General features: G+C 69.4%; 19 protein-coding genes. 5 read left to right on the top strand and 14 right to left on the bottom strand.

Translation table 11 applies throughout. The features are described from left to right. Positions 1–20 precede the first annotated feature (20 nt). Complete coding sequence (locus ACFY10_RS02885) at positions 21–2,093, bottom strand: carbohydrate-binding module family 20 domain-containing protein (RefSeq protein WP_390663241.1); 2,073 nt, start codon at positions 2,091–2,093, stop codon at positions 21–23. A gap of 252 nt (positions 2,094–2,345) precedes the next feature. Here ACFY10_RS02885 and pulA point away from each other — a divergent pair, with 252 nt between their 5' ends. The 3 genes from pulA (at position 2,346) to ACFY10_RS02870 (ending at position 9,850) form a co-directional block, all read left to right on the top strand. Beyond that, positions 2,346–7,757, top strand: coding sequence for a pullulanase-type alpha-1,6-glucosidase (gene pulA, locus ACFY10_RS02880; protein WP_390663239.1), 5,412 nt, complete (start codon positions 2,346–2,348; stop codon positions 7,755–7,757). A gap of 72 nt (positions 7,758–7,829) precedes the next feature. Further along, a complete protein-coding gene (locus tag ACFY10_RS02875; RefSeq protein ID WP_390663238.1) occupies positions 7,830–9,452 on the top strand; it encodes a SpoIIE family protein phosphatase in 1,623 nt (540 codons plus the stop codon). 38 nt (positions 9,453–9,490) lie between these two features. Next, complete coding sequence (locus tag ACFY10_RS02870) at positions 9,491–9,850, top strand: 5-carboxymethyl-2-hydroxymuconate Delta-isomerase (RefSeq protein WP_390663237.1); 360 nt, start codon at positions 9,491–9,493, stop codon at positions 9,848–9,850. A gap of 63 nt (positions 9,851–9,913) precedes the next feature. Here the strand turns inward: ACFY10_RS02870 and ACFY10_RS02865 are convergent, their stop codons facing one another. From ACFY10_RS02865 to ACFY10_RS02845, 5 genes are all read right to left on the bottom strand, one after another. Further along, positions 9,914–10,603, bottom strand: a complete 690-nt coding sequence (locus tag ACFY10_RS02865; RefSeq protein ID WP_390663236.1) for a TetR/AcrR family transcriptional regulator — start codon at positions 10,601–10,603, stop codon at positions 9,914–9,916. A gap of 56 nt (positions 10,604–10,659) precedes the next feature. Beyond that, a complete protein-coding gene (locus ACFY10_RS02860; protein WP_390663235.1) occupies positions 10,660–11,700 on the bottom strand; it encodes a PDR/VanB family oxidoreductase in 1,041 nt (346 codons plus the stop codon). Then, the gene (locus ACFY10_RS02855; RefSeq protein WP_390663234.1) at positions 11,700–12,593 is read right to left on the bottom strand and encodes a metal-dependent hydrolase; all 894 of its coding nucleotides are present in this window, start codon (positions 12,591–12,593) and stop codon (positions 11,700–11,702) included. The genes ACFY10_RS02860 and ACFY10_RS02855 overlap by 1 nt, the downstream gene beginning before the upstream one ends. Positions 12,594–12,662: 69 nt before the next feature. Further along, positions 12,663–14,618 carry a hypothetical protein gene (locus tag ACFY10_RS02850; protein ID WP_390663233.1) on the bottom strand — a complete coding sequence of 652 codons (1,956 nt, stop codon included), beginning with the start codon at positions 14,616–14,618 and terminating at the stop codon, positions 12,663–12,665. Positions 14,619–14,667: 49 nt separating this feature from the next. Beyond that, on the bottom strand, positions 14,668–15,195 hold the full coding sequence (locus ACFY10_RS02845) for a tetratricopeptide repeat protein (protein ID WP_390664120.1): 528 nt from the start codon (positions 15,193–15,195) through the stop codon (positions 14,668–14,670). A 99-nt stretch (positions 15,196–15,294) separates the two neighbouring features. Between ACFY10_RS02845 and ACFY10_RS02840 the strand changes: the two genes are divergently transcribed. Continuing rightward, a complete protein-coding gene (locus ACFY10_RS02840) occupies positions 15,295–15,711 on the top strand; it encodes a hypothetical protein (RefSeq protein ID WP_390663232.1) in 417 nt (138 codons plus the stop codon). Between the two features lie 111 nt (positions 15,712–15,822). Here ACFY10_RS02840 and ACFY10_RS02835 read toward each other — a convergent pair whose 3' ends face one another. From ACFY10_RS02835 to ACFY10_RS02805, 7 genes are all read right to left on the bottom strand, one after another. Beyond that, positions 15,823–17,361: a DUF1996 domain-containing protein gene (locus ACFY10_RS02835; RefSeq protein ID WP_390663231.1), complete on the bottom strand. Its 1,539-nt coding sequence runs from the start codon at positions 17,359–17,361 to the stop codon at positions 15,823–15,825. Between the two features lie 189 nt (positions 17,362–17,550). Continuing rightward, a complete protein-coding gene (locus ACFY10_RS02830; RefSeq protein ID WP_390663230.1) occupies positions 17,551–18,204 on the bottom strand; it encodes a LuxR C-terminal-related transcriptional regulator in 654 nt (217 codons plus the stop codon). After that, positions 18,189–19,457 (bottom strand): sensor histidine kinase, encoded by a 1,269-nt coding sequence (locus ACFY10_RS02825; RefSeq protein ID WP_390663229.1) that lies wholly within the window; start codon positions 19,455–19,457, stop codon positions 18,189–18,191. The genes ACFY10_RS02830 and ACFY10_RS02825 overlap by 16 nt, the downstream gene beginning before the upstream one ends. A gap of 96 nt (positions 19,458–19,553) precedes the next feature. After that, a complete protein-coding gene (locus ACFY10_RS02820; RefSeq protein WP_390663228.1) occupies positions 19,554–20,546 on the bottom strand; it encodes an SDR family oxidoreductase in 993 nt (330 codons plus the stop codon). 124 nt (positions 20,547–20,670) lie between these two features. Then, the gene (locus ACFY10_RS02815; protein WP_390663227.1) at positions 20,671–21,222 is read right to left on the bottom strand and encodes a winged helix-turn-helix domain-containing protein; all 552 of its coding nucleotides are present in this window, start codon (positions 21,220–21,222) and stop codon (positions 20,671–20,673) included. A gap of 360 nt (positions 21,223–21,582) precedes the next feature. Further along, on the bottom strand, positions 21,583–22,611 hold the full coding sequence (glnII, locus tag ACFY10_RS02810; protein ID WP_275771617.1) for a glutamine synthetase: 1,029 nt from the start codon (positions 22,609–22,611) through the stop codon (positions 21,583–21,585). Positions 22,612–22,886: 275 nt separating this feature from the next. Further along, positions 22,887–23,309, bottom strand: a complete 423-nt coding sequence (locus ACFY10_RS02805; RefSeq protein ID WP_390664119.1) for a MarR family transcriptional regulator — start codon at positions 23,307–23,309, stop codon at positions 22,887–22,889. Positions 23,310–23,400: 91 nt separating this feature from the next. Between ACFY10_RS02805 and ACFY10_RS02800 the strand changes: the two genes are divergently transcribed. Further along, a complete protein-coding gene (locus tag ACFY10_RS02800; RefSeq protein ID WP_390663226.1) occupies positions 23,401–24,267 on the top strand; it encodes an alpha/beta fold hydrolase in 867 nt (288 codons plus the stop codon). Between the two features lie 3 nt (positions 24,268–24,270). On the opposite strand, the gene ACFY10_RS02795 is transcribed toward ACFY10_RS02800, so the two are convergent. Next, positions 24,271–24,981: a hypothetical protein gene (locus ACFY10_RS02795; protein ID WP_390663225.1), complete on the bottom strand. Its 711-nt coding sequence runs from the start codon at positions 24,979–24,981 to the stop codon at positions 24,271–24,273. Positions 24,982–25,087 lie beyond the last annotated feature (106 nt).

Below are 25,087 nucleotides of genomic sequence, written 5' to 3'. Positions count from 1 at the left end.
GTTCGCCGGGAGCCGTTTGGCTACTTCCAGCTATCACTGGTGGTGTAGCCGGACGACGTGCCCGTTGTGTAGGAACGGTTGCTCCCCGACTCCCAGGTCACGTTCCCGGAGCTGTCCTTTTTCAGGAACTTGTACTCGAAGGCCGTGCTCTTGGGGACGATGACCAGCTTGCTCCAGGTCGGGTAGGACGCGGACGACAGAGGGATCGCGTCGCTCGTGTTCCAGGAGCCGAGGGAGGCGACGGAGCCGACGACGTAGACGTTGGTGCCGTAGTCGGTCGTCGCGTACTCGTTGAAGGTGACGTCGGTGGCGTCGGCGTTGGCCACGTTCCAGGAGTTGTTCAAGGTGATTGCCGAAGTCGTCGTGGTGGCCGACCTGTTGGCGTTCGACTCCCAAGTCACGTTTCCGGATGAGTCTTTCTTGAGGTACTTGAAGGTGAAGGACGTGTTGGTCGGTACGCTCACCTCGCCCGACCAGATCGGGTACCCGGACGACGACAGCTGGATCGCCTTCGACGTGTCCCAGCTGCCCAGCGCCGAGATGGACCCCACCACGTACACATTCGTGCCGCTCGTCGTCGACGCGTACTCGTGGAAGGTCGCGCTCACCGTCGAGCCCGACGAGCCGCCGCCCGTGTCGTCGCAGCCGACCGTGCAGGTGTAGGAGGAGTTGTAGAAGGCGACCGCGCTCTTCGCGGGGACGGTGAGGGACGCGCTGCCGCCCGACACGGTCACCTTGGTCGCGCCGCCGTCGATGACGTTGCTGTACGTCCCGTCGGCCATTCCGGTCGTGAAGCTGTAAGTGGCGGACGAGGAACCGTTGTTGAGCGCGAAGAAGCCCGCGCCCGAGCGGCCGAAACCGATCACGCTCGACGACTTGGTCTGCCAGTTGGAGACCGCCGCCGTGTCGACGGCGTTGTGCCACGCCACCATCCCGACAACCGCCGTGTCACGGTCCAGGCAGTACCAGGAGCCGCTGGAGCAGTCGGTGTTCGTGACGAAGCCGGAGGAGTTCGGCGGCGCCTGGTCGCTCTGGGTCCACTCCCAGCTGGCGTAGACCGTCGGGGTCGACCACTTGTAGGCGAGCTGGAAGAGGTTGGCGAGCTTGTAGGTGTCGCCGTCCTTGTAGGACATGTGCAGGCCGTTGCGCTCGGTGTCGTGGTTGGTCACGAAGGACACCGAGTTGGCGGCCGGGAGGATGCCGGACGACGACAGGGACTCCAGGTCGGAGACGTTCCCCTGGAACGCCGACTTCAACTTGCTCGCGTACGTGAAGTCGAGGACGTCGCCGGAGGAGTAGTAGTCGCTCGGCTGCGGAGTCGAGCCCGGGTAGATCTCCTGGAAGACGTACGGCGCCGTCCCCGACGTCGTGTTCGTCAGCTTCGACTCGATCGCCGCGAGGTCGGTCTCGGGGATGTGCTTGGCCGCGTCGACGCGGAAGCCGTCCACGCCCAGTGCCAGCTGGGAGTTGAGGTAGTCGGCGAGGCCCGTGCGGACGTGGTCCGTGCCGGTCTTCAGGTCGGGCAGGCCCAGCAGTTCGCAGTTCTGGACCTGGGTGAGGTTCGAGTAGTCCTGGATGGTGAGGTCGGAGGTCGGGCAGCTGCTGGAGTCGTGATAGTCGCTCCGGTCCCACTCCGGGGTGTCGTACTTGCTGGTGATCGTCGTGCCGTTGTAGCCGGTGCCGGTCTGGGCGGCGGTGTGGTTGATCACCGCGTCCGTGTAGACCTTGATGCCGGCGTTGTGGCAAGCGGTGATCATCGACGCGAACTTGGCCGCCGTACCGAAGCGGCTGTTCAGGTTGTAGGAGTAGGGCTGATAGACGTCCCACCAGTAGTAGTTGGTCTGTTTGAGCGACTCGGCGGGCGGGGCGACCTGGACGGCGCCGTAGCCCGCCGGGCCCAGCACGTTCGTGCACTCCGAGGCGATGGAGTCCCAGTTCCACTCCCACAGGTTCGCGATCACGTCGCCCTTTGCGGTGGTGTCCGCGTGCGCGGAGGCGGCGGGCAGTGCAACCGCGCCCGCGAGCGCCAGCGCGCCGGCGGCCACGGCACTGGCCGTGCGCCGGAAGACACCCGGAGGTCGGTGTCTGGTCATGTGCGGCTCCGATGAAAGGTGTTTGGGTTTCAACCAGTGGTCAACCAGTGGTGAGAGTGGGGCCGTTGGGAGGGCGCGTCAAGGTTGCTCGTGAAAGTTCTTGCTATGAGTTTCAAGACTCTTGCTGTAAACCTTTCGTTAGCGATACGGTCGCGCGGGCGCCCGGCGACGAAGCCGAACCGGAACTCGGAGTCGTCGCCGCGGTGCAGGGGTCGGACCCGTTCCAGCCGTACTCGCAAGGAGTTCACGCCTGTGATACCGAGATGGCCGGCGCCCCCGACGCGCCGTACCGCCCATGCCAGACGGGTCGCGGCCGTCACCGTCGCCGCGCTCGCCGCAGCCCTGATCCAGCCGCTCGCGGCGCATGCGGACTCCCCGCCCCCGCCGCCCTCCGACGCCAAGCTCGCCGCCGCTCCCGCCCGGCACGACGACACCCGCGAGCAGTTCTACTTCGTCATGCCGGACCGTTTCGCCAATGGCGACACCTCCAATGACGAGGGAGGGCTGACCGGTTCGCGCCTGTCCACCGGCTACGACCCCACCGACAAGGGCTTCTACCAGGGCGGCGACCTCAAGGGCCTGACCAAGAAGCTCGACTACATCAAGGGCCTCGGCACCACCGCCATCTGGATGGCCCCGATCTTCAAGAACCGTCCCGTCCAGGGAACGGGGAGCAACGCCTCCGCCGGCTACCACGGCTACTGGATCACCGACTTCACCCAGGTCGACCCGCACTTCGGGACCAACAAGGACCTGGAAACCCTCATCTCCAAGGCCCACGCCAAGGGCATGAAGGTCTTCTTCGACGTCATCACCAACCACACCGCGGATGTCGTCGACTACAAGGAGAAGTCCTACGACTACCTCTCCAAGGGCGCCTTCCCCTACCTGACCAAGGACGGCCGGCCCTTCGACGACGCCGACTACGCGGACGGCAGCAAGAAGTTCCCCGCCGTCGACACCGACTCCTTCCCCCGCACCCCGACCGTCGCCGCCGCGGGCAAGAACGCCAAGGTCCCCTCCTGGCTCAACGACCCGACGATGTACCACAACCGCGGTGACTCCACCTTCGCCGGAGAGAACGCCACCTACGGCGACTTCGGCGGCCTCGACGACCTGTGGACCGAACGTCCCGAGGTCGTGCAGGGCATGGAGAAGATCTACGAGCGCTGGGTGCGCGACTTCGACATCGACGGCTTCCGGATCGACACCGTCAAGCACGTCGACATGGACTTCTGGACCCAGTGGGCGACCGCGCTCGACGCATACGCGGCCAAGCAGGGGCGCAAGAACTTCTTCATGTTCGGCGAGGTCTACTCCGCCGACACCTCGATCACTTCGCCGTACGTCACCCAGGGCCGCCTCGACGCCACCCTCGACTTCCCCTTCCAGGACGCGGCCCGCACCTACGCCTCCCAGGGCGGCAGCGCACAGAAGCTGGCATCGGTCTTCGGTGACGACTACAAGTACACGACCGACAAGGCCAACGCGTACGAGCAGGTCACCTTCACCGGCAACCACGACATGGGCCGTATCGGGTACTTCCTGAAGCAGGACAACCCGAAGGCCAACGACGCCGAGCTGCTGGGCAAGGACAAGCTCGCCAACGAGCTGATGTTCCTCAGCCGCGGCAACCCGGTCGTCTACTACGGCGACGAGCAGGGCTTCACCGGCTCCGGCGGCGACAAGGACGCCCGCCAGACGATGTTCGCCTCGAAGGTCGCCGACTATCTCGACGACGACGAGATCGGCACCGACCGCACGCACGCGAGCGACTCGTACGACACAACTGCCCCGCTCTACAAGCAGATCTCTGCTCTCAGCAAGCTGCGCAAGGACAACCCCGCCCTCACGGACGGCGTCCAGACTCAGCGGTACGGGGCCGACGGCTCGGGCATCTACGCCTTCTCCCGCACCGACGCCAAGACCGGCCAGGAGTACGTCGTCGCCCTCAACAACGCCGACGAGGCGAAGACGGCGACCTTCGCGACCGGCTCGGCGGGCATGAAGTTCCGCGGTATCTACGGGACTTCGGCCGATGTCACCTCCGACGCCGACAAGAAGGTCACCGTCACCGTCCCGGCCGGGTCCGCCGTCGTCTTCAAGGCGGACGGCAAGCTCGCCAAGCCGACCACCGCACCGACCCTCACCCTCAAGGCCCCCGACGCGGGAGTCACCGGCACGGTGGAGATCTCCGCGGACGTCGACGGCGGCCAGCTCAACCGCGTGGTCTTCGCCGCCCAGGTCGGCAACGGCAAGTGGCAGGTCCTCGGCTCCGCCGACCACGCCCCGTACAAGGTCACGCAGGCCATCGGAAAGGACGTACCGGCCGGAACTGCCTTGCGCTACAAGGCAGTTGTCATCGATTCCGCCGGACGGACGTCAAGCGCGACCGCACAGAGTACCGCCGGCACCCCGCCCGCCGAGGACACCCCCACCGCCTCCTCCCGCGACTACGCGGTCGTCCACTACAAGCGCACCGACGGCGACTACGACAACTGGGGCCTGTACGCCTGGGGCGACCTCGCCGACGGCGAGTCGACCACCTGGCCGGCCGGGCACCCCTTCGTCGGACGGGACGCGTACGGCGCCTTCGCCTACGTCAAGCTGAAGCCGGGCGCCTCCAGCGTCGGCTTCCTGGTCGTCGACAAGGACGGCAACAAGGACGTCTCCGCCGACCGCACGATCGACGTCACCAAGACCGGCGAGGTCTGGATCGAGCAGGGCAAGGAGGCCGTGCAGACCACGCGCCCCGACTACCCGGCGCAGGACAAGACCAAGGCGGTCATCCACTACCACCGTGCCGACGGGAACTACGACGGCTGGGGACTGCACGTCTGGACGGGCGCCGCGAACCCCACGGACTGGTCGAGCCCGCTGAAGCCGGTGAAGACTGACGCGTATGGTGCGGTCTTCGAGGTGCCGCTGGGCGCCGGTGCCACCAGCCTCAGTTACATCATCCACAAGGGCGACGAGAAGGACCTCCCGGCCGACCAGTCGCTCGATCTCAAGGCGGGCGGCTACGAGGTGTGGCTGTTGAACGGCCAGGAGAAGTACCTGCTGCCGCAGCCCGCTGGTTCCGCCGCGGCCCTGGACCTGACCACCTCAAAGGCGATCTGGATCGACCGCGACACCGTCGCCTTCAACGGCTCCGACGCCGCCGCCTCCACCCAGCTGCTGTACTCCCACGACGGCTCGATCGCCGTGAAGGACGGCGCGCTGACCAGCGACGACGAGCGCTGGCTGCGGCTGGAGAAGACCACGCTCACCGACGCCCAGAAGGCGAAGTTCCCGCATCTGAAGGACTATGCCGCCTGGTCCGTCGACCCGCGCGACCGCGACCGGGTGCGCGAGGCCCTCGACGGACAGATCGTCGCCTCCCAGCGAGCCGCGAACGGCGCCGTGCTGGCGGCGACCGGCGTCCAGATCGCCGGCGTACTCGACGACGTGTACGCGAGTGCGACCAAGGCCGGCCTGGGGCCGACGTTCCACAACGGCCGTCCCACGCTTGCCGTCTGGGCCCCGACCGCGCAGAGCGTGTCACTGGAGCTCGACGGCTCGGTCAAGAAGATGAAGCGTGACGACTCCACCGGAGTCTGGTCCGTCACCGGCCCGGCGTCCTGGAAGGGCAAGCCCTACCGGTACGTCGTCAAGGTGTGGGCGCCGACCGTGCAGAAGGTCGTCACCAACAAGGTCACCGACCCCTACTCCCTCGCCCTCACCGCGGACTCCGGGCGCAGCCTCGTCGCCGACCTCGACGACAAGTCCCTGGCGCCGGGCGGCTGGTCGACGTACACCAAGCCCAAGGCCGTACCGCTGAAGGACGCCCAGATCCAGGAGCTGCACATCCGGGACTTCTCCGTCGCGGACAAGACCGTACCTGCGAAGGATCAGGGCACCTACCTCGCCTTCACCGACAAGAACAGCGACGGCTCGAAGCATCTGCGCCGGCTGGCGAAGTCGGGGACGTCGTACGTCCATCTGCTGCCCGCCTTCGACTTCGCGACCGTCCCCGAGAAGAAGGCGGACCAGGCGACGACGGACTGCGACCTCGCCTCCTACGCGGCCGACTCCGACAAGCAGCAGGAGTGCGTCGCGAAGATCGCCGCCAAGGACGCCTACAACTGGGGCTACGACCCGTTCCACTACACGGTCCCCGAGGGCTCGTACGCGAGCGACCCGGACGGGACGGGCCGTACGGTCGAGTTCCGCAGGATGGTGAAGGGGCTGAACGAGGACGGTCTTCGGGTCGTCATGGACGTCGTCTACAACCACACGGCGGCCGCCGGTCAGGCGGACACCAGCGTTCTCGACAAGGTGGTGCCCGGCTACTACCAGCGGCTCCTCGCGGACGGCTCGGTGGCGAACAGCACGTGCTGTGCGAACACGGCCACCGAGAACTCCATGATGGGCAAGCTGGTCGTCGACTCGGTCGTCACCTGGGCCAAGGAGTACAAGGTCGACGGGTTCCGCTTCGACCTGATGGGACACCAGCCGAAGGCCAACATCCTCGCGGTCCGCAAGGCCCTCGACGCGCTGACCCTCGCGAAGGACGGCGTCGACGGCAAGAAGATCATCATGTACGGAGAGGGCTGGAACTTCGGCGAGGTCGCCGACGACGCCCGCTTCGTACAGGCTACGCAGAAGAACATGTCGGGGACCGGGATCGCGACCTTCTCCGACCGGGCGCGGGACGCCGTGCGCGGCGGCAGCCCCTTCGACTCCGACCCCGGGGTCCAGGGCTTCGCGTCCGGGCTGTACACCGACCCCAACTCGTCCGCCGCCAATGGGACTTCGGCCGAGCAGAAGGCCCGTCTGCTGCACTACCAGGACCTGATCAAGGTGGGTCTGTCCGGCAACCTCGCCAAGTACCGCTTCACCGACACCGACGGCAAGGAGGTCACCGGCGCGGAGGTGGACTACAACGGTCAGCCGGCCGGTTACGCGGACGCGCCCGGCGACGCCGTCGCGTATGCCGACGCGCACGACAACGAGTCCCTCTTCGACGCCCTCACCTACAAGCTGCCCGCCTCGACGAGTGCGGCGGACCGGGCCCGGATGCAGGTCCTCGCGATGGCGACGGCCACCCTCTCGCAGGGGCCGTCCCTCTCGCAGGCGGGCTCCGACCTGCTGCGTTCCAAGTCCCTGGACCGCAACTCGTTCGACAGCGGCGACTGGTTCAACGCCATCCACTGGAACTGCGCGGACGGCAACGGCTTCGGGCGGGGGCTGCCGATGGCGGCCGACAACCAGTCCAAGTGGTCGTACGCCAAGCCCCTGTTGGGGGCGGTGAAGGTGGCCTGCCCGCAGATCGAGGGTGCATCGGGCGCCTACCAGGACCTGCTGAAGATCCGTACGGCCGAGAAGGCGTTCTCGCTGGACACGGCCGACCAGGTGCAGTCCAAGCTGTCCTTCCCGCTGTCCGGGAAGGACGAGACGCCCGGCGTGATCACCATGCAGCTCGGTGACCTGGTCGTCGTATTCAATGCGACGCCGGGCCGGCAGGAGCAGCGCGTCGAGTCCCTGGCCGGTACCGGCTACCGCCTGCACCCGGTGCAGGCGGCGGGCGCCGACCCTATCGTCAAGTCCTCTTCCTATGAGCGGGAATCGGGCACGTTCGCCGTTCCGGGGCGCAGTGTCGCAATATTCTCCCGGATCTCCTGATAGGGGCATTACTTTGGTGGGGCAGACCGCGAACCCCGGTCTGCCCCATCGGCGTTGTCCAAGGGCTGAAAGATGGACCTCAACGGCAAGCTGACAGACACGACCGTGCTGGTCGTGGACGACGTCGCGGCCAGCCGGTACGCGATGGGGACCGTGCTGCGCCGGGCCGGACACCAGGTCGTACCGGTCGCCACCGGCCAGCAGGCGCTCGTCGAACTCGACGTACGGCTGCGCAAGGGCATCCTGCCCGACGTGGCCCTCGTCGACGTCGACCTGCCGGACATGAGCGGCTTCGAACTGTGCCGGCGGCTCAAGGAGCGGCCGCACATGGCGGGCCTTCCCGTAGTGCACTTCTCGGCCGCCGCCGTGCCCCCGGGCGACCGCTGCCAGTGGCTGGATGCCGGCGCCGAGACGTACCTGACGGTGCCCGCCGAGCCCGAGGAGATCGAGGCGGTGATCCGGGCCGCGGTGCGCACCGCCAGGCTGCGGGCCGACGACCAGGCGCTGGTACGGCGGCTGACACTGCTGTCCCAGGCGATCGTGACCATCCAGTCGGCGCGCTCCCTGCAGGAACTCGCCGACGCCGCCGCCGACGGCACCGCGCGGCTCATCGGCGGTCCCGCCGCCGTCTTCGTCCTCGGCCCGGACGACGAGCTGTACCGCGGTATCTCCCGGGACCGCACCTCCCTCGCCCTGCCGGACGCGGGCGCCCACCGGACCGTGGCCGGTCTGCTGCGGCGGCTCACCCGCGGGCAGGCCGGGGTGCAGATCACCACGGTGCCCGCGCCGCTGTGGCCCGCCGGGTTCTTCCGGCCCGGCATGCAGCACGACGCCCGGCTGGCGCTGGTCCTCACCCAGGACGGCCAGGCCCCCGTGTGTCTGGCCACGCCCACCCGCGGGGTGCGCCGGGTCAGCCCCGAGGGCGAGGCCCTGCTGGCCCAGCTGGCGCAGGCCACCGCGCTCGCCGCCGAGCCGCTGCTGATGTACCAGGTCGAGCGGCATGTCGCTCTCACCCTCCAGCACAGCTTCCTGCCCCAGCCGCACCGGCTGCCCGAACTGCCCGGCATCGACGTCGGGGTCCGCTATGTGCCCGCGTCCCGGGAGACCGAGATCGGCGGCGACTTCTACGCGGCCGTGCGCACCGGCGAGGGTGTGCTCACCGCGGTCGGCGACGTCGTCGGGCACTCTCTGGAGGCGGCCACCGTCATGGTCGAGATCCGGCACGCGCTGCGCGCCTACTGCGTGGAGGAGAGCGACCCGGCCGTGCTCGCCGAGCGCCTCGACCGGATGCTGCAGCACTACCACCCCGAAGTCACGGCGACCGTCTGCCTGGTCCTGATCGACCCCGAGACCGGACGCACCCGGATCGCCAACGCGGGCCACATACCGCCGCTGATCCTGCGCACCACCGGCGACGCCGAGTACGCCAAGGCCGACGGCCCGCTGCTCGGCCTGGGCCTGCCCCACCCGCCGCCCACCGAGCTGTTCCTGGAGCCCGCCGACCGGCTCCTCATGGTCACCGACGGCCTGATCGAGACCCGGGGCATGGACCTGACCCTCTCGATGGAGCAGCTCCGCTCGGCGGCCGTCGGCGCCCTGCCCGGCCTGGACGCCCTGTGCGACACCCTGCTGGCCTGCTTCGGGCACGACCGCGAGGACGACATCGCGATGCTCGCCCTCCAGCTGAGGAATTAGGCTGAGCCCGTCGCTGCCGTCCTGGAACAGGAGTGCTCATGCCGCAGATCACCGTCGACCACTCGAAGGCGATCAGCTTCGACCGGGAGGCCTTCGCCCACGACCTGCACACCGCGCTCGTCGAGATCGCGGCCGCCAAGCCGGAGGCCTGCAAGACGCAGTTCCGCGCGTCGGAGGTCACCGCGTTCGGCTACGAGGACCCGCTGGACCAGGGGCACGCCGTGGTCCACGTCATGATCGGACTGCTCGCCGGCCGCACCGACGAGACGAAGGCGAAGCTCACCGAGGCCGTGCTGGGGCTGCTGAAGCAGCACGTCGAGGACGATGGCCACGCTGTCCTGCATGCCTCTGCGGAGGTGCGGGACCTTGATGCGTCGTACCGGAAGTTTGAACGCTGAAGGTTCGTCTGCGGATCCGTTGTGGCTGGTCGCGCAGTTCCCCGCGCCCCTAAAGGGCGCTCCTCAGGACGCCAGTGAGAGCAACCGGGCGACCAGGTCCGCAAACGGGCCGTCCGGAGGTTCGTCCTTGAGTATGCGGCGTATCAGTGCGCCCATTTCCTCGTCGTAGGCGGCGCTCACGGCGGCCAGGGCGGCGAAGTCGTGGACGAGCTGAGACTCGAGCTCGGTGCGTGGGATGCGGCGGCCGTCGAGCCAGAGCAGGGCGGTCGACTCGGCGAGGGAGATCCAGGAGCGTACGACCAGTTCCAGGCGTGCGGGCGGATCCTGGACGTCCAGATGCGACAGGATCTGTTCGTACGCGGCCTGCCGTACGGAGTCGATGAGCGCGTTGGTCGCCGACGAGCCGACGGCCGGGCCGCCGCGCATCAGTGCCGAGAAACCGGGCCCGTGGTCGTCGACGAAGTCGAAGAACCGGCGCATCGCCCGCAGTAGCCGCGCGCCCAGCGGGCCCTCCTGCGGCTCCTTGAACCGGCCCGCCAGATCGTCCGCCGCACGCCTCAACGCGGCCTCGTACAGGCTGAGTTTGCCGGGGAAGTAGTGGTACACCAGCGGACGCGAGATGCCCGCGGCGGAGGCTATCTCGTCGATGGAGACGTCGTCGGGAGAGCGTTGGCTGAACAGTTCGAGGGCGACGCCGATCAACTGCTGCCGCCGCTCTTCCACTCCCATTCTGCGGCGTACCCCGGTAGTCATGCGAACACCTTACCGATCGGATCCGGCCCAGAACGGACCGGACCGGCCACGGGTGTTCACATATCAAGCACGAGACGCTCACTTCGTGCCCGCGAAACGCAGATCAGCATCGAGTCGGCACGCTCGGCGTCCGTCAGCAGTTCGTCCCGGTGCTCCACCTCGCCCTCCAGGACCCGCTGTTGGCAGGTTCCGCAGAAGCCCTGCTCGCAGGAGTAGGCGGTGTCCGGCAACTGCGCGCGCACGGCGGCCAGCACGGTCGAGTCGGCCGGGACGGTCAACGTCCGTCCGGTGCGCCGGAGTTCGACCTCGAAGGTGCTGTTGCCGTCGGCCGACGTACGGGGTGTGAACCGTTCGAGGCGGACCTGCGGGAACCGCTCCTCCACCGCCGCGATGAGCCCCTCCGGCCCGCAGCAGTACACGGCGGCGCCCTCGGCCGTGTCCGCCAACAGGCCGTCGAGATTCGGCAGTCCGTCCTCGTCCTCGGCGACGACGGTCACCCGGTCGCCGCCCAGCTTCTCGATCTCCTCCAGGAACGGCATCGAGGCCCGCGTCCGCCCGCCGTACACCAGCCGCCACTCCGTGCCCTCCCCGAGTGCCCGCAGCATCGGCAGCACGGGAGTGATCCCGATGCCGCCCACGACGAAGACGTACGAAGGAGCCTCGATCAGCGGGAAGCGGTTCCGCGGCCCGCGCACCTCCAGCTCCATCCCCTCCCGCACCTGCTCGTGCACCTCGCGCGAGCCGCCCCGCCCGTCCTCGATCAGCCGCGTGGCGATGGTGTACGACGAGGTGTCCTCCGGGTCGCCGCACAGCGAGTACTGCCGCACCAGCCCCGAAGGCAGCACGAGGTCGAGATGCGCCCCGGGCTCCCAGCGCGGCAAGTCCCTTCCTTCCAGGCGCAGTTGTACGACGCCGTCGGCGACCGTCTCGCGCGAGGCGACCAGCAGCCTGAGCGCCCGCGACCGGGGCCGGCCCGAGGTCGGGTTCTCCAGGGCGGGCATCGGCCACAGCGGCGAGGTCTGGATGCGGCGCCGCATCGCCCGCCTGACCAGCACCGCGGCGCCCGCGACGACCACGACCGTGCGCAGCTTCGGCATCACGCGGCTCCCTTCTCCGCCGCGAGGGCCGCGACCGCGGCGGGGGAGGAGGCGAGATAGGCGACGGCCTGTTCGGTGGAGCCCTCCTGGGAGGGGTGGTAGGAGCGGCTGAGGTATCGCGGGATGGACTTGATCATGTCGCCGGTCGTGGGCAGGGTGCCCCGCCTGCCGCGCACGTAGAAGTCCTTGAAGCTCGCGTGGCCGTCGATCAGCGTCGGATCGTTCTCCATGAAGAAGCGCGCCCCGCGCTGCCACAGGAACACGATCGCCGCGAACGCGGTGGCCCAGGTGCGCACGCGCCGCCGGTAGCCGCCGTCGACATGCATGAACAGGTCGAAGGCGACGGACCGGTGCTCGACCTCCTCGGCGCCGTGCCAGCGCAGCAGGTCCAGCATGGTGGGGTCGGCGCCCCGCCGGTCCAGCTCCTCCGCATTGAGGACCCAGTTGCCGAGGAACGCGGTGTAGTGCTCGATCGCCGCGATGATCGCGACCCGCTCCATCAGCCACCACTTGCGCGCCCTGCCGGGCGGCAGTGTCCGGTCGCCGAGCAGCTTCTCGAAGAACCAGTCGACCTGTGCGGTGTACGGCGTCGGATCGAGCCCGAGCTCCTTCAGGTGCGGCAGGACCTCGTCGTGGGCCTGCGAGTGCATCGCCTCCTGCCCGATGAACCCGATGACGTCCTCGCGCAGCCGGTCGTCCCGGATGTACGGCAGCACCTGCTTGTAGACGTGCACGAACCACCGCTCACCGGCGGGCAGCAGCAGATGCAGCACATTGATGGTGTGCGTGGTGAACGGATCCCCAGGCACCCAGTGCAGTGGCGTCTCCTCCCACGAGAAGGACACCTTCCGCGCCTTGAGGGCGACCCGCTCCGAGGCCTGCGTGTTAGACATGGCGTCAATGTACTGACGGGTAAGTCCGAGGGAAACCCTTCTGCAGCCACTTGTTGACGCCGGCGTCAGCTAGCGCAGTCCGCTGATCGGCCGGCCGTCCTCCAGGGTCCCCGCCAGCTCGGCCCGAACCCCCTGCCTGGCCCGTACGGCCAGCAGGCTGCCCTGGGCGGAGGTGCTGACTCCTCCCGTCGTGGTGATCGACGACGTCCCCTGGCTGCCTGCCGCGAGCAGGTACCAGTTCCCCGCCTCCGACTTCCACAGCACCCCGGCGAGCACATGCGGGTCCTTCTCCCCGCACGCCGGCACGTTCTCCGCCTTCGCCGCGACCGCCCCGTACGTCCCGCCCGGTGTGTGGAACTGCGCCAGCACTCGCGTCCCGCCGCCCCGCCAGGTGTCGGCCCGCGTGCACAGCCAGTCCGCCGAACCGCTTCCGTCGGGCAGCGGCTGGCGGCCGTACGCCCAGGCGTTGACCGTGCGCACACCCGCCGAGCGCATCGAGCCCAGCGAGCAGGCGTACGGCGCCCAGGTGCGCAGCGCCTGCGGGCCGGTGACCTCGTGGGTGGCGCCGGGGCGTCCGATGGTGAGGTGGGCGGGGATGAGCTCGCCGAGGTCGGTGCTCAGGCGGGTGCCGTTGATGGGGGCGCCCCCGGTCGAACGAAGTTGAGACTGGGGGACCGTCAGCTGCAGCACCTTCCATGATGCGCAGTCGCCGGTCTGGGCGGCGGGACTGGCCAGCGGTGCTGTGACGCCGTCGGTCAGGGCGAGGGCCGTTGTGCCGGTGCGCGGCTTGAGCAGGTCACGCTCGGCGGCCTGCTTCACCCAAGGTGCCGTCAGATAGCGGACGTTGCCGTCGGCGCGGTCCAGGACCAGTGCGTTCGCCTCCGACCGGTCGGCGCCGTCGACCCGGGCGAAGTCGAGGGCGGCGCCCTTCGTGCTGTTCCTCGGCTCGGCGTACCGGGCGATGCGCAGACCGTCGTAGAGCATCACCACGCGTGCGCTGTCGATGGTCCCGGCGTACAGGAGCTGGGGCGGGCCGGACGGGCCGCCGGACGGGGTGCCGGGGGTCGCGGAGACCTGGACGCTCTCGCCGGGGCGGGCCCAGACGGCGAGGGCGCGGCGCAGCAGGGCCTTGTCGCCGGTGAGGTCGCCGCGGGCCGGCCAGACGGAGAAGTCGGTGCGCGCGGCGGCCTCCCAGGCGGTGGGGGCGACCCGCAGCAGTTTGGCCGGGTCGAGGGCGGCTTCGGCGGCCGGGTTCTGCGCATACGCGGGCGCGGCGGCGCCGTCGGGGGCCCAGCCGTCGCCGGGCAGGCCGAGCAGCACCCCGCACACGGCGACCGCCGCGGCGGCGGCGAGCGCGGCCTTGGTGTGCTGTCTGCGCCGCATCAGATCGGTGGGCCGGGCGTGCAGTGAGCAGGGGTCGAACTCGGGGGAGTCGAGCAGCGCGTACTGCTCGGGGATGTCGGCGGCCTCCCGGAGCGCTTCCTGGGGCTCCTCGCAGCCGGCGGCGGTCAGCACCTTGCATACGTCGCCGTCGGGGAGCTTCTCCAGGCCGCGCAGGACGTAGGCGGCGCGGGCGGGGCCGGACAGGGCGGACAGGCGCTGGTCCAGGGCGAGTTCGTCGGCGCCGCCCGAGCGCGGGAAGAGACGCAGGCCCCACACCTGGGGAAGCAGCGGCGGCAGCTGGGACCGCTTGGGGAGCGCCGTGCGCTTCAGCGGCCGGCCCGCCTCCAGTGCCGTACGCAGCACCTGGAGGCGGACGAAGGCGTACCCGGGGTCGCCGTCACGGCCCGTCGACCGGGCCGGGATCGCGGGCGCCTGCGTGCGGCCCCTGGGCAGGGCGCGCTGGGTGAGGGCGTGTGCGGTCACCACGCGCCGGTTGCGGCCGAGGCTCGGCGGCAGCACCAGGTAGGCGATCCTGACCAGCCGCGGGTAGTGCTCGACGAGCGCGGCCTCGGCCTGCTCGACGTCGACGGCCAGGTCGGAAGGGGACGGTGCGGGGCGCGGGGCGACATCCTGTGACTGCACGTTCAGCAAAACGAGCGAATCGTCGGATAGTCACCGCCACCTGCGTGACTTACCCCTCGGGCTCGACGAGCGCCCGGGCATAGTTCCCCATCGAGCGCTGGTAGCGGGGGAGATGGGGTGCCAGGGCGCCCAGAACCAGGGAGAGTCCCTCGCGGTCCCGGCCGAGGCTGGACAGGCACAGCGCCAGACACGCCCGTACCGCGTCGTCCAACTCGTCGGAGGGGGCGTCCAGTTCGGGTGTCAGCAGCTTGACGCCCTCCTCGGCCCGGCCGATGTTCCGCAGCGAACTCGACATCTGGATCTTGGCCCTGCGGCCCTTGTACTGGCTGGCCTCGCTCAGCCCGCGCTCCAGCGCCTCCCGGTACAGCGGCTCGGCCTTGTCCGAGTGGCCGGTCGAGTCCCAGGCGGAGGCCTGCTCGAAGAGGCCGAGCGGGCTGCCGTCGGGCAACTCGGCGGCCAGAGCGTCGATCACGGCCCGGAAATCGGCCGCCTTCTCCTCCGGATACTCGTCGAGGGTGGCCCAGGCGGCGGTCACGCGATCTTCCCAGTCTTGATTCACCGGACCACCCTCGCACACGTGTGCACGGGAGACGGCCGTATTTTTGAGCACGCCGGCATTCACAGCCGTATCGAAGGGGACGGGCCCAAGGGCCAGGAAAGCGACCCGGAGGAACAGATGAGGTTGACCCGACCGATGCTCGCCGTGGCCACAGGCGCGGCCGTCCTGGCGCTGGCGGGCTGCGGAACCGGAAACAGCGACGCGGCCGCCAAGGTGCCGACCGCCGCCACCGGCAGCCTGGAGAGCCTGGCGGCCAAGGTGAAGTGCAAGCCGGACATGCAGATCGACTCCGACGAGGTCCGCCAGGCCATCTGCAAGACCTCCGACGGCAAGTACGTCTTCGCGACCTTCGCCACCGACCGCGGCCAGCGCGAGTGGATCAACGACGCGAAGGACTACGGCGGTTTCTACCTCGTCGGCCGCAAGTGGGTCGCCGTCGGCGAGGACAAGGTGGTCAAGGCGCTGCAGGGCACGCTGGGCGGTAACGAGGAGATCGGCACCAACCACAGCGCGCACAGCGGCCACGGCGGCTGAACACCTCGTACGGCACACACTGTCGTACACGCACCGTCGTACACACACCAGAAGGCCGGTGGCGGGAGATCCCGCCACCGGCCTTCTTCGGTGGGTCACCGGCTCAGTGTGTCACTGGCACTTCTGTCCGGCGTTGATGCAGTTGGCGATCTTGTTCGCCAGGTTGTTCTTGAAGACCGCGATGAAGTCGTCGTGGTCGGTGGCCGACTTGTGCAGCTGCTCGGGGAAGCCGTCCACCGCGTAGGCGTTCTTCACCTGACCGTTCTGCAGGGTCGGCGGGTTGATCTTGTACACCAGGCGCATCGTCAGCTGCGGGATGGCCTTGAAGCCGTTGGCGCAGTTGCCGGCCGCGTCGGCGAACGCGACGTGCGTGCGGTGGTTGGCGCTGTCGATGTTCTTGCCGTCCCAGCAGGACTGGAAGGCGAACGTGCGGACCACGTTGCTGCCCTGCGGGCAGATCGGGTACTGCGTCGTCAGCTGGACCTTGTTCTCGAAGCCGGTGCAGCTCCAGTGCGCGTTGGCGTTCGCCAGACCGTTGGTGGTGGTCTTGGCGTCACCGGTGATGATGCGCAGGAACTGCGGCATCGCCGTGACCTTGCTGGTCGGGCTGCCGACGTACTTGATCTGCGCCTGGACCGGCGTCAGGATCTTGCCGACGTTGCCTTCCTTGCCGCCGCCGTCCGCGTTCTGGTCGAAGTCCTGCGTGCCGTCCTGGATACGGACCACCGGCCAGTAGTACGCCGACAGGTCGCTCTGGTTCTGGCAGCTGGTCTGGTCCGCGATCAGCGTGTTGTTGTTGGCGAACGCGTCGACCTTCTGGTTGCCGACGTAGTCGTGCAGGTGGTGCGCGCCGTTGGTCACGCCGGGCGCCACGATGACGTTGTCGGTGTTGTGGTTCTTGTTCGCGTTCACACCGCAGCGGGTGATGAAGGTGCCGGTCGAGGCGTTGCCGTTCTTCTGCGGCTTCGCGGCGACGTTCGGCTGGACCTTGGTGATGTCCACGAAGTCGGCCGCCACGGGGCCGTTGCCGGCCTGACCGCCGATGTTCTGACCGGCACCGGCGCTCGCACTCGGGTTGGCAGAGGCCTGGCCGCCGTTGTTCTGGCCGCCCTGCTGCTGGCCACCGTTCTGCTGCTGACCGCCGTTCTGCTGCTGGCCACCGGCGTTGGTCTGGTTGGCGGTCTGCGTCGTACAGGCGGCGAGCGCGCTCAGCCCGGCCGCGTCGACCTGGCCGCCCACTCGCTGGATGTCGATCCGGATCCGGTCGAGGGTCGCGGACCGCTTCTCCTTGAGGGGGCCGACGATCGCGTTCTGCACGAAGCTGGCGTCCTGCGTCTGCGCCTGGCGCGTGGAGGCGAGCCGGGCGTAGGCCTCGGTGATCTGCTTGTCGAGGTTCGCCAGCTCGGTCGCCACGCCCTGCTGGGCCCTGGCCGGCACGTTCGTCAGCTTCTGCTGGACGTCGGGGCAGGCGATCGTGGCGACCTGGCCGGTGGCGGCCTTGGTCTGGTTCGATCCCCAGTTGTTCGACTCGTGCGCCGAGGCGTAGAAGTTCGCCCAGATCAGCCCGCCCCCACCGAGCGCTAGAGCCGCCGATGCGGCTATGGCCTTGGTGGCCAGCGGCGTACGGCGTTTTCGATTGTTGCGTCCCATGGAACTCCTCTGACTTCCTTGCGGGCTTGGCGGGGCATCGAGGCGCCCGACAGGAGTGAAGCGGCTCCATCTCATACGGACGCGGTCCCAGGGGTGTTCAGCAGCCCCACAAACAAATCAGAGGATTGAGCGGCCACCGGATCTCAACAGCCGCTTGAGCAGCGCAAGTTACGGAGAATCAGCAACCGCTTACCGGTCCTGGTCCAGATAGGCGAGGACCGCCAGAACGCGACGATTGTCGTCGTCCGACACCTCCAGGTCCAGTTTGGTGAAGATGTTGGAGGTGTGCTTGGCAATGGCCCGTTCTGTGACCACCAGCTGCCCGGCGATCGCCGCGTTGGAGCGGCCCTGCGCCATCAGCTCCAGCACCTCACGCTCACGGGGCGTCAGCCGCCCGAGCGGACGGTCGTCGGCGGCCCGCCGGGACAGCAGCTGCTGGATCACCTGAGGATCCATGGCCGTTCCCCCGGCCGCGACCCTCCGCACGGCATCCACGAACTGCTCCGCGTCGAACACCCGGTCCTTCAGCAGATACCCGACCCCGCCGCTCCCGTCGGCGAGCAGCTCGCGCGCGTACAACTGCTCCACGTGCTGCGAGAGCACCAGCACCGGAAGCCCGGGTCTGTCCCGGCGGGCCTGCAGCGCGCACTGCAGCCCCTCGTCGGTGTGCGTCGGCGGCAGGCGTACGTCGACCACGGCGACGTCCGGCTCCAGCTCGGCCAGCGCCTGGGCGAGCTCGGGGCCGGACTCGACGGCCGCGGCGATCTCGAAGTCGTGGGCCTCGAGGAGCCGGACCAGGCCGTCGCGCAGCAGGAAGAGGTCTTCGGCTAGGACAACGCGCAAGGGATCTCCATGGTGACCATGGTGGGACCGCCCGCTGGGCTGCTGACGGCCAGGACGCCGTCGAATGTACCCAGGCGCCGCTCGATGCCGGAGAGTCCGGAACCGGCTCCGATCGTGGCGCCGCCCTTGCCGTTGTCGGTGACGGTGACGCGCAGCCGTCCCTCGCCGTGGTGCAGATCGATCCAGATGCGGTCGGCGCCGGAGTGCTTCACCGCGTTGGTGAGCACCTCGCTGACCGCGAAGTACGCGGCCGACTCCACCGGTGCGTCCGCACGGCCCTCCAGCTCGACGTTCACCTCGGTGGGCAGCGGCAGCCGCAGCGCCAACGCCCTTACCGCGTCTCCGAGTCCGCGTTCCGCCAGCACCGGCGGATGGATGCCGCGCACCAGGTCACGCAGCTCGGCGAGCGCGTCGACGGAGGACTGCCGGGTCTGGGCGAGGAGCTGCCTGGCTTTCTCCGGGTCCTTGTCGAGAAGCATCTCGATGGTGCCCAGATCCATGCCCATGGCCACCAGCCGGGCCTGCGCCCCGTCGTGCAGGTCCCGCTCGATACGGCGCAGTTCGGCGGCGGAGGTGTCGACGGCGTCGCGGCGGGTCTCGGTCAGGACCCGGACACGCTCGGCCAACTCGCCCTGACTCGCGCCGAGAACGGCCCGGGTGAGCCGGAAGTGGGCGGTCAGCAGCCGCGGGGCGAACGGGGTCAGGGCGAGGAGCGCAACGGCCAGAGCACCGGCGCCGAGCGCCGAGCCCTGGTCGGTGACGTGCACAAAGCCGTACCAGTACCCGCCGGACTCGGAGAGCGGCCGCCACAGCCCGGCCGCGACCGCGAACCCTTCGAGCGGGTAGAAGAACAGCACCGCCGGCAGCAGCGCGGTGACGAACCCCGCCGTCATGTCCACCTGCAGCCAGCGCAGATCCCGCCAGACCGCCGGGTCGCGCAGCAGGGCGTACGTCCGCGCCCAGGGGTTGGCACCCTCGGGTATCGGCCGGTACGCCGACGGGATCTGCACCCCGCACCACTGCGCCGCGAGCACCCGCCGCCTGTCGGCGAAGGCCCGCACCCGGGTCAGCACCCACGGCGTGGTGACGACCCCGACGCCGATCGGGACGAGCGCGATGGACACAAGCGACAGCGTGAACCCGAGGACCGCTCCGGGAAGGGTCACCAGAGCCAGCACGAACCCCCGCCCCGCCGCAAGCGCGACGGCCCGGGCCCTCGTGGCAAGAGAGCCATTCTTCGTGTTGGTGTTCATGCCAGCAGTCTGACCGAGCGGACACGGGGGGTCACGGGGCCGAGCCCCCGGGTCGGGGGGTGGTGCCAGGTACACCCCCGGGGCGTGTTTTTCAGATCACAACCCCAACACCTTCGCCTCCACCGCCGGATCCAGTCCCAACAGGGGCCGGTCCGGCCGTTGCGGTGCCGTGCCACCGATGCCCTGCAGCCACTCCCAGGTGTCGGCAACGGTCTCCTCGACCGGCCGGCAGGTCAGCCCCGTCCCCACCGCCCGCGAAACATCCCCGCTGTGCAGCGAATCATGCATATCGCTCCCCGCCGGCACCCACACCGGCAACTGCATCCACGGCTCGATGCCCGCGTCGAGGATCACCTCGGGCGCGGTCCACCGCAGCTCGGCCGCCGAGCCGGTGACCTCCACGCACGCATCGAGCAGGCTGCCCATCGTCGCGTGCCCCTGCGGGCTGACCAGGTTGTACGGCCCGCTCAACTCCCGCTCGGCAGCCCCGAGAATCCACTCGGCCATGTCCCGCACATCGATGTACTGCAGCGGCAGCTCCCGCGGCCCCGGCGCCAGCACGGGCCCACCCCGCGCGATCCGCCCCAGCCACCACGGCAACCGCCCGATGTTCTCGTACGGGCCGAGGATCAGCCCGGCCCGTACGAGCACGGAGCGGTCCGCACCGAAGGCCTCGACCGCGGCGATCTCCGCACCCCGCTTGTCGCGTGCGTAGTCGGTCTTGTCGGCGTCGGGCTCGGCGCCCTCGACCAGCGGCGCGTCCTCGGTGTACCCGGCCGGAGAGGGCCACGCATACACCGAGCAGCTCGACACGTACACATACCGCCCGGCGCGACCCCGCAGCAGCCGCGCCGACTCGTGTACGGCCCGGGGCGCCGCCGACCAGGTGTCGACGACGACATCCCACTCGCCCTCGGCGATGGCGGCGAGCCCGTCGGGCGCGGTGCGGTCGCCCCGCAACGCCCGTACACCGTCCGGGAGTCGGTGTCGCCCCCGGTTGAGGACGGTCACCTCCCAGCCGCGCCCCAGGGCCGCCTCCACGACGGCCCGTCCCGCGAACTCCGTCCCACCCAGCACCAGAAGTCTCATGCCGTTGAGCCTGCCCGGTCGGCCCGCGGGACGGAACGGCAATCTGCCATCAGCAGAAGACCCGGCCGTCAATGGTCGATCAACCAGCGGCCGATCAACCAGCGGCCGATCAACCAGCGGCCGATCAACGGCCCGTCGGCGGCGCGTACTTGTACCCGACCCGCCGCACCGTCTGGATCGTCCCGCGGTGCTCGGCGCCCAGCTTGCGGCGCAGGCGGGCGATGTGGACGTCGACGGTGCGGCCGTCGCCCACGTGCCCGTACCCCCACACCGTGGTGACCAGCTGGTCGCGGGTGTGCACCCGGTGCGGATGCGCGACGAGATGCGCGAGCAGCTCGAACTCCAGGTAGGTGAGGTCGAGTTCGCGCCCGTCCACCTCGGCGGTGCGCTGCACGGAGTCGATCAGGACGAGGGGGTTGCCGGCGCCGTCGGGTGCGGGGGTCTCGGCGAGGTGCGGGCGGTCGGCCGGGATCAGGACGAGGTATCCGACCATCGGGGGCTGTCCCGGCAACGTGGGCAGGGTGTGCGGGGGTGCGGGCAGCCAGGTGGCGCCCGGGGGCAGGAACTCCGAGACGTCGATCACCTCGTCCCGGCCCACGGCGCGCAGCCGGTGGCGTGAGCCGTTCAGGGAGGGGGTGTCGAGCGTGGCGGTGGGCAGAGAACGAATGTTCGCCATGAGAGGTCAGCTCTTTCGCGCGAGAGGTTCGTCGAGGGACGTACGCCGTTTCGCGCCGGCGGAAGGCCGAATGGGTGGGTACGGCTTTAGAGGGCCGGCGCGTTCATCGCGCGACAACACACCCGGTCGAAGTCGTGGTGCTGACGGGAAGGCCAGAACGGCTCGAGGTCATGGCGACCCGTCGCGGTGTGGTTCTGGAAGCTGGCCATGGGCCCATTGAAGCAGACACCGGCCCTGACGAGGAGCCTTCTCTCACTGCTTGGACGCTTCCGCGGAGTGAAGTTGCCGACAACACGATCACGACAACGCGAAAGAGGCGCCCACCGCGAACGGTGAACGCCCCTTCCGAGGAACCGGAACTCAGACCTGGCCGGCCTTCTCCAGCGCGGAGCAGCACGTGTCGACCAGCAGACGCGTCACCACGTACGGGTCGACGTTGGCGTTCGGACGGCGGTCCTCGATGTAGCCCTTGCCGTCCTTCTCGACCTGCCACGGGATACGGACCGAGGCGCCACGGTTGGAGACACCGTACGAGTACTCGTTCCACGGGGCGGTCTCGTGCAGACCGGTCAGGCGGTCGTCGATGCCGGCGCCGTAGTTCTTGACGTGGTCGAGCGGCTTGGAGCCCTCACCGAGCGACTCGGCGGCGGTGATGATCGCGTCGTAGCCCTCGCGCATCGCCTTGGTGGAGAAGTTGGTGTGCGCACCCGCGCCGTTCCAGTCGCCCTTCACCGGCTTCGGGTCCAGCGTCGCGGCGACACCGAAGTCCTCGGCGGTGCGGTAGAGCAGCCAGCGGGCGACCCACAGGTGGTCGGAGACCTCCAGCGGGGAGACCGGACCGACCTGGAACTCCCACTGGCCGGGCATGACCTCGGCGTTGATGCCGGAGATGGCGAGACCGGCGGCGAGGCAGTTCTCGAGGTGGGCCTCGACGATGTCACGGCCGAAGATCTCGTCGGCGCCGACACCGCAGTAGTAGCCGCCCTGCGGGGCCGGGAAGCCGCCCTTGGGGAAGCCCAGCGGGTAGCCGTCCTGGAAGAACGTGTACTCCTGCTCGATGCCGAAGATCGGCTCCTGAGCGGCGAACTTCTCGGCGACCTCGGTCAGCGCGGCACGGGTGTTGGACTCGTGCGGCGTCATGTCGATGTTGAGGACCTCGCACAGGACGAGGAGGTCGTCGCCGCCGCGGATCGGGTCCGGGCAGGAGAAGACCGGCTTGAGGACACGGTCCGAGGAGTGCCCCTCGGCCTGGTTCGTGGAGGACCCGTCGAAGCCCCAGATCGGCAGCTCGGCACCCTTGGCGTCGTCCGCGAGGATCTTCGTCTTGGAACGGAGCTTGGCGGTCGGCTGGGTGCCGTCGATCCAGATGTACTCAGCCTTGAAGGTCACGGGCCACTTCCTTCGGGGATGTGTCTACGCACTTGCGGGTGCTGCGGCGCTGCGGCACTGGGGCGCCGCGGTGGATGCCCGCGAGCCTGTCAACAGGCGATTTCCCGGCCATTGCTCGAATGTGAACCCCGCGTTACCTGGCGTTCGTGTGGCGCGATTCACGGTGTGAGGGCGGGTGGGGCACAGCAAGTCGACAGGTCGACGCGGCCGGCGGACCCGGACGGGCTGTCGTGCGGCGGCTCGTATGCGATGGGGTTGCGCAGGAGACCGGACGGTCAGCCGCCGGCCGCGTCCCGCACCCCGGTGAGGAACCCCTTGATCGCGGCCACCTCCCGCTCGTCGTACCCCTGCAGCAGCTCCACCGTCCGCTCGATCAGCGGCCCGAAGAAGGACCACCCGAGCTCGACCGCCCGCTCGTCCACCTCGATCACCACCTTGCGCCGGTCCCGTGCGTCACGGACCCGCCGTACATGCCCGGCCCGCTCCAGCCGGTCGACCAGCGCGGTGGTCCCCGCCGAGTTGAGTCCGAGCGCGGCCCCGAGCCGTCCCGCCGTCGTCTCCTCACCCGCGCGGGAGGCGTCCATGAGGGCGATCAGGGCGCGGACGTCCGTGGGATGCATGTCGTTGCGGGATGCGAACCGGGCGCTGTGCAGGGCGAGTTCGACGGTCGCCGCGCGCAGCAGGTGGACGACCTCCATCTCGGGGCCCTGAGGGTTCGGCACGAGCTGCCTCCGACTAGTATCTCGCTGACCGAGTATCTCGCTCAACGAGATAATAACGGAGGTTGCGATGTGTGCTCGCAGCGCCTACGACATGGACGGCTTCCTCGCCGCGTACGACAAGGTCATGGCCAAGTGGCCCGCCGAGCGGGAGGCGGTGACCGTGCCGACGCCCTTCGGCGCGACGCATGTCAACGTCTGCGGCCCGCTCCACGGCCCCCCGGTCGTCCTCCTGCCCGGCGGTGGAGGAGCCACCTCCGCGTCCTGGTACGCCCAGGCCGCCGAACTCGCCCGCACTCACCGCGTCTTCGCCGTCGACCTGATCGGCGCCCCCGGCCGCAACACCCCGGCCGGCGACCGTCACCCCCGCACGGTCGCCGACCTGGTGGCCTGGCTGGACGCGGTCCTCGACGACCTCGGCCTGGTCCAGACGGACATGGGCGGACACTCCTACGGAGGCTGGATCGCCCTGCACTACGCGGTGCACGCACGCGCACGCGTGCGGCGCCTCTTCCTCCTCGACCCCACCCAGTGCTTCGCCGGCTACCGGCCGGCGTATCTCCTGCACGCCCTGCTGATGCTGCTGCGGCCGACGCCCCGCCGCGTCCGTGCCTTCCTGGAATGGGAGACCGGGGGAGCACCCCTCGACCCCGACTGGCTCCGCCTCCAGGAGGCGGCCGCCGGCTTCCCCTCCGTCTCGAAGCCGGTGACCGGTCCGCGCCCGGCGCCGGACGCACTGCGCGGGCTGAACATGCCGGTCCTGCTGCTCCTGGCCGGGAACAGCAGGACACATGACACGTACGAGGTGGCGGCGCGGGCGGGTGCGCTGCTGCCGTGCGCGGTAACGGACGTGGTCCCCTACGTCTCGCACCACGCGCTGCCGCAGGCCGCACCCCCCGAACTGGCCCGCCGCCTCACGGAGTTCTTGAGCCCTTGAGCCTCACCCCACCTTCTCGATCAGTGCATGGCGGATCAGGAACTTGCCGGGCTCCCGGACCTGTTCGAAGGCCGCGTTGTTGAGCAGGGCGCAACTGCCGGAGACCGAAGTGACCTTCACCGTCGTGGACTTGTTGTTGTCCAGGTTGGTGACCTTCAGCGTCGTCCCCGCCGGGAACTGGTTGCTGGAGGCGGCAGGCGCGCCGCCCTCGCCGGAGAGAGTGACGGTGGAGCCGTTGCACACCTGCTGACCCGAGGCGGCAGCGCCACCGGCGTTCCCGTTCGCGTTTCCCGCGGGTGCCGAGGCCGCCTGCGAGGGCTGCGCGGACTGCTGCGCGCCCCCCGCCTGCTGTCCGGCACCGTTCTGCGCCGGCTGCGTCGCCTGGGAGTCCTGAGCCGACTCCCCAACGGCGCAACCGGACGCCTTCTGCTGGACCTTGATCTGCGCGATGACCGCCTCGCGGTTGGCGATCCGCGCCGCGGACTGGGCGTCGGGACTGGCCTTCTGCCCGTCGATGAACTTCTGGTTGTTGCCGAGGGCGGTGGCGAGGCCCTGGCACACGTTCGAGTCCGCGGCGGACAGGGTCTTGGGCCCCGGACTCTGCGCGGCGTTCGAGGTGCTCGCCATGACGAAGGCCCCGCCTCCCGCCACCGCCGCCGCGCTCACCAGCAGCGCGATCTTCTTCTTCGTACCGAGACTTCTCCTACGCGACATGCGCGCCTCCTGAGAGGTAGGGGAGCGTACGCCGCTATGTACGAGATACCGAACGAGGTTACTCAGCGGTTACAGGAGTCACTGAAGTAACGTACGTCACACGGGT

Source organism: Streptomyces sp. NPDC001401, assembly GCF_042895385.1.
Lineage (GTDB): Bacteria > Actinomycetota > Actinomycetes > Streptomycetales > Streptomycetaceae > Streptomyces.
This window is presented reverse-complemented; position numbering and strand designations above follow the sequence as displayed.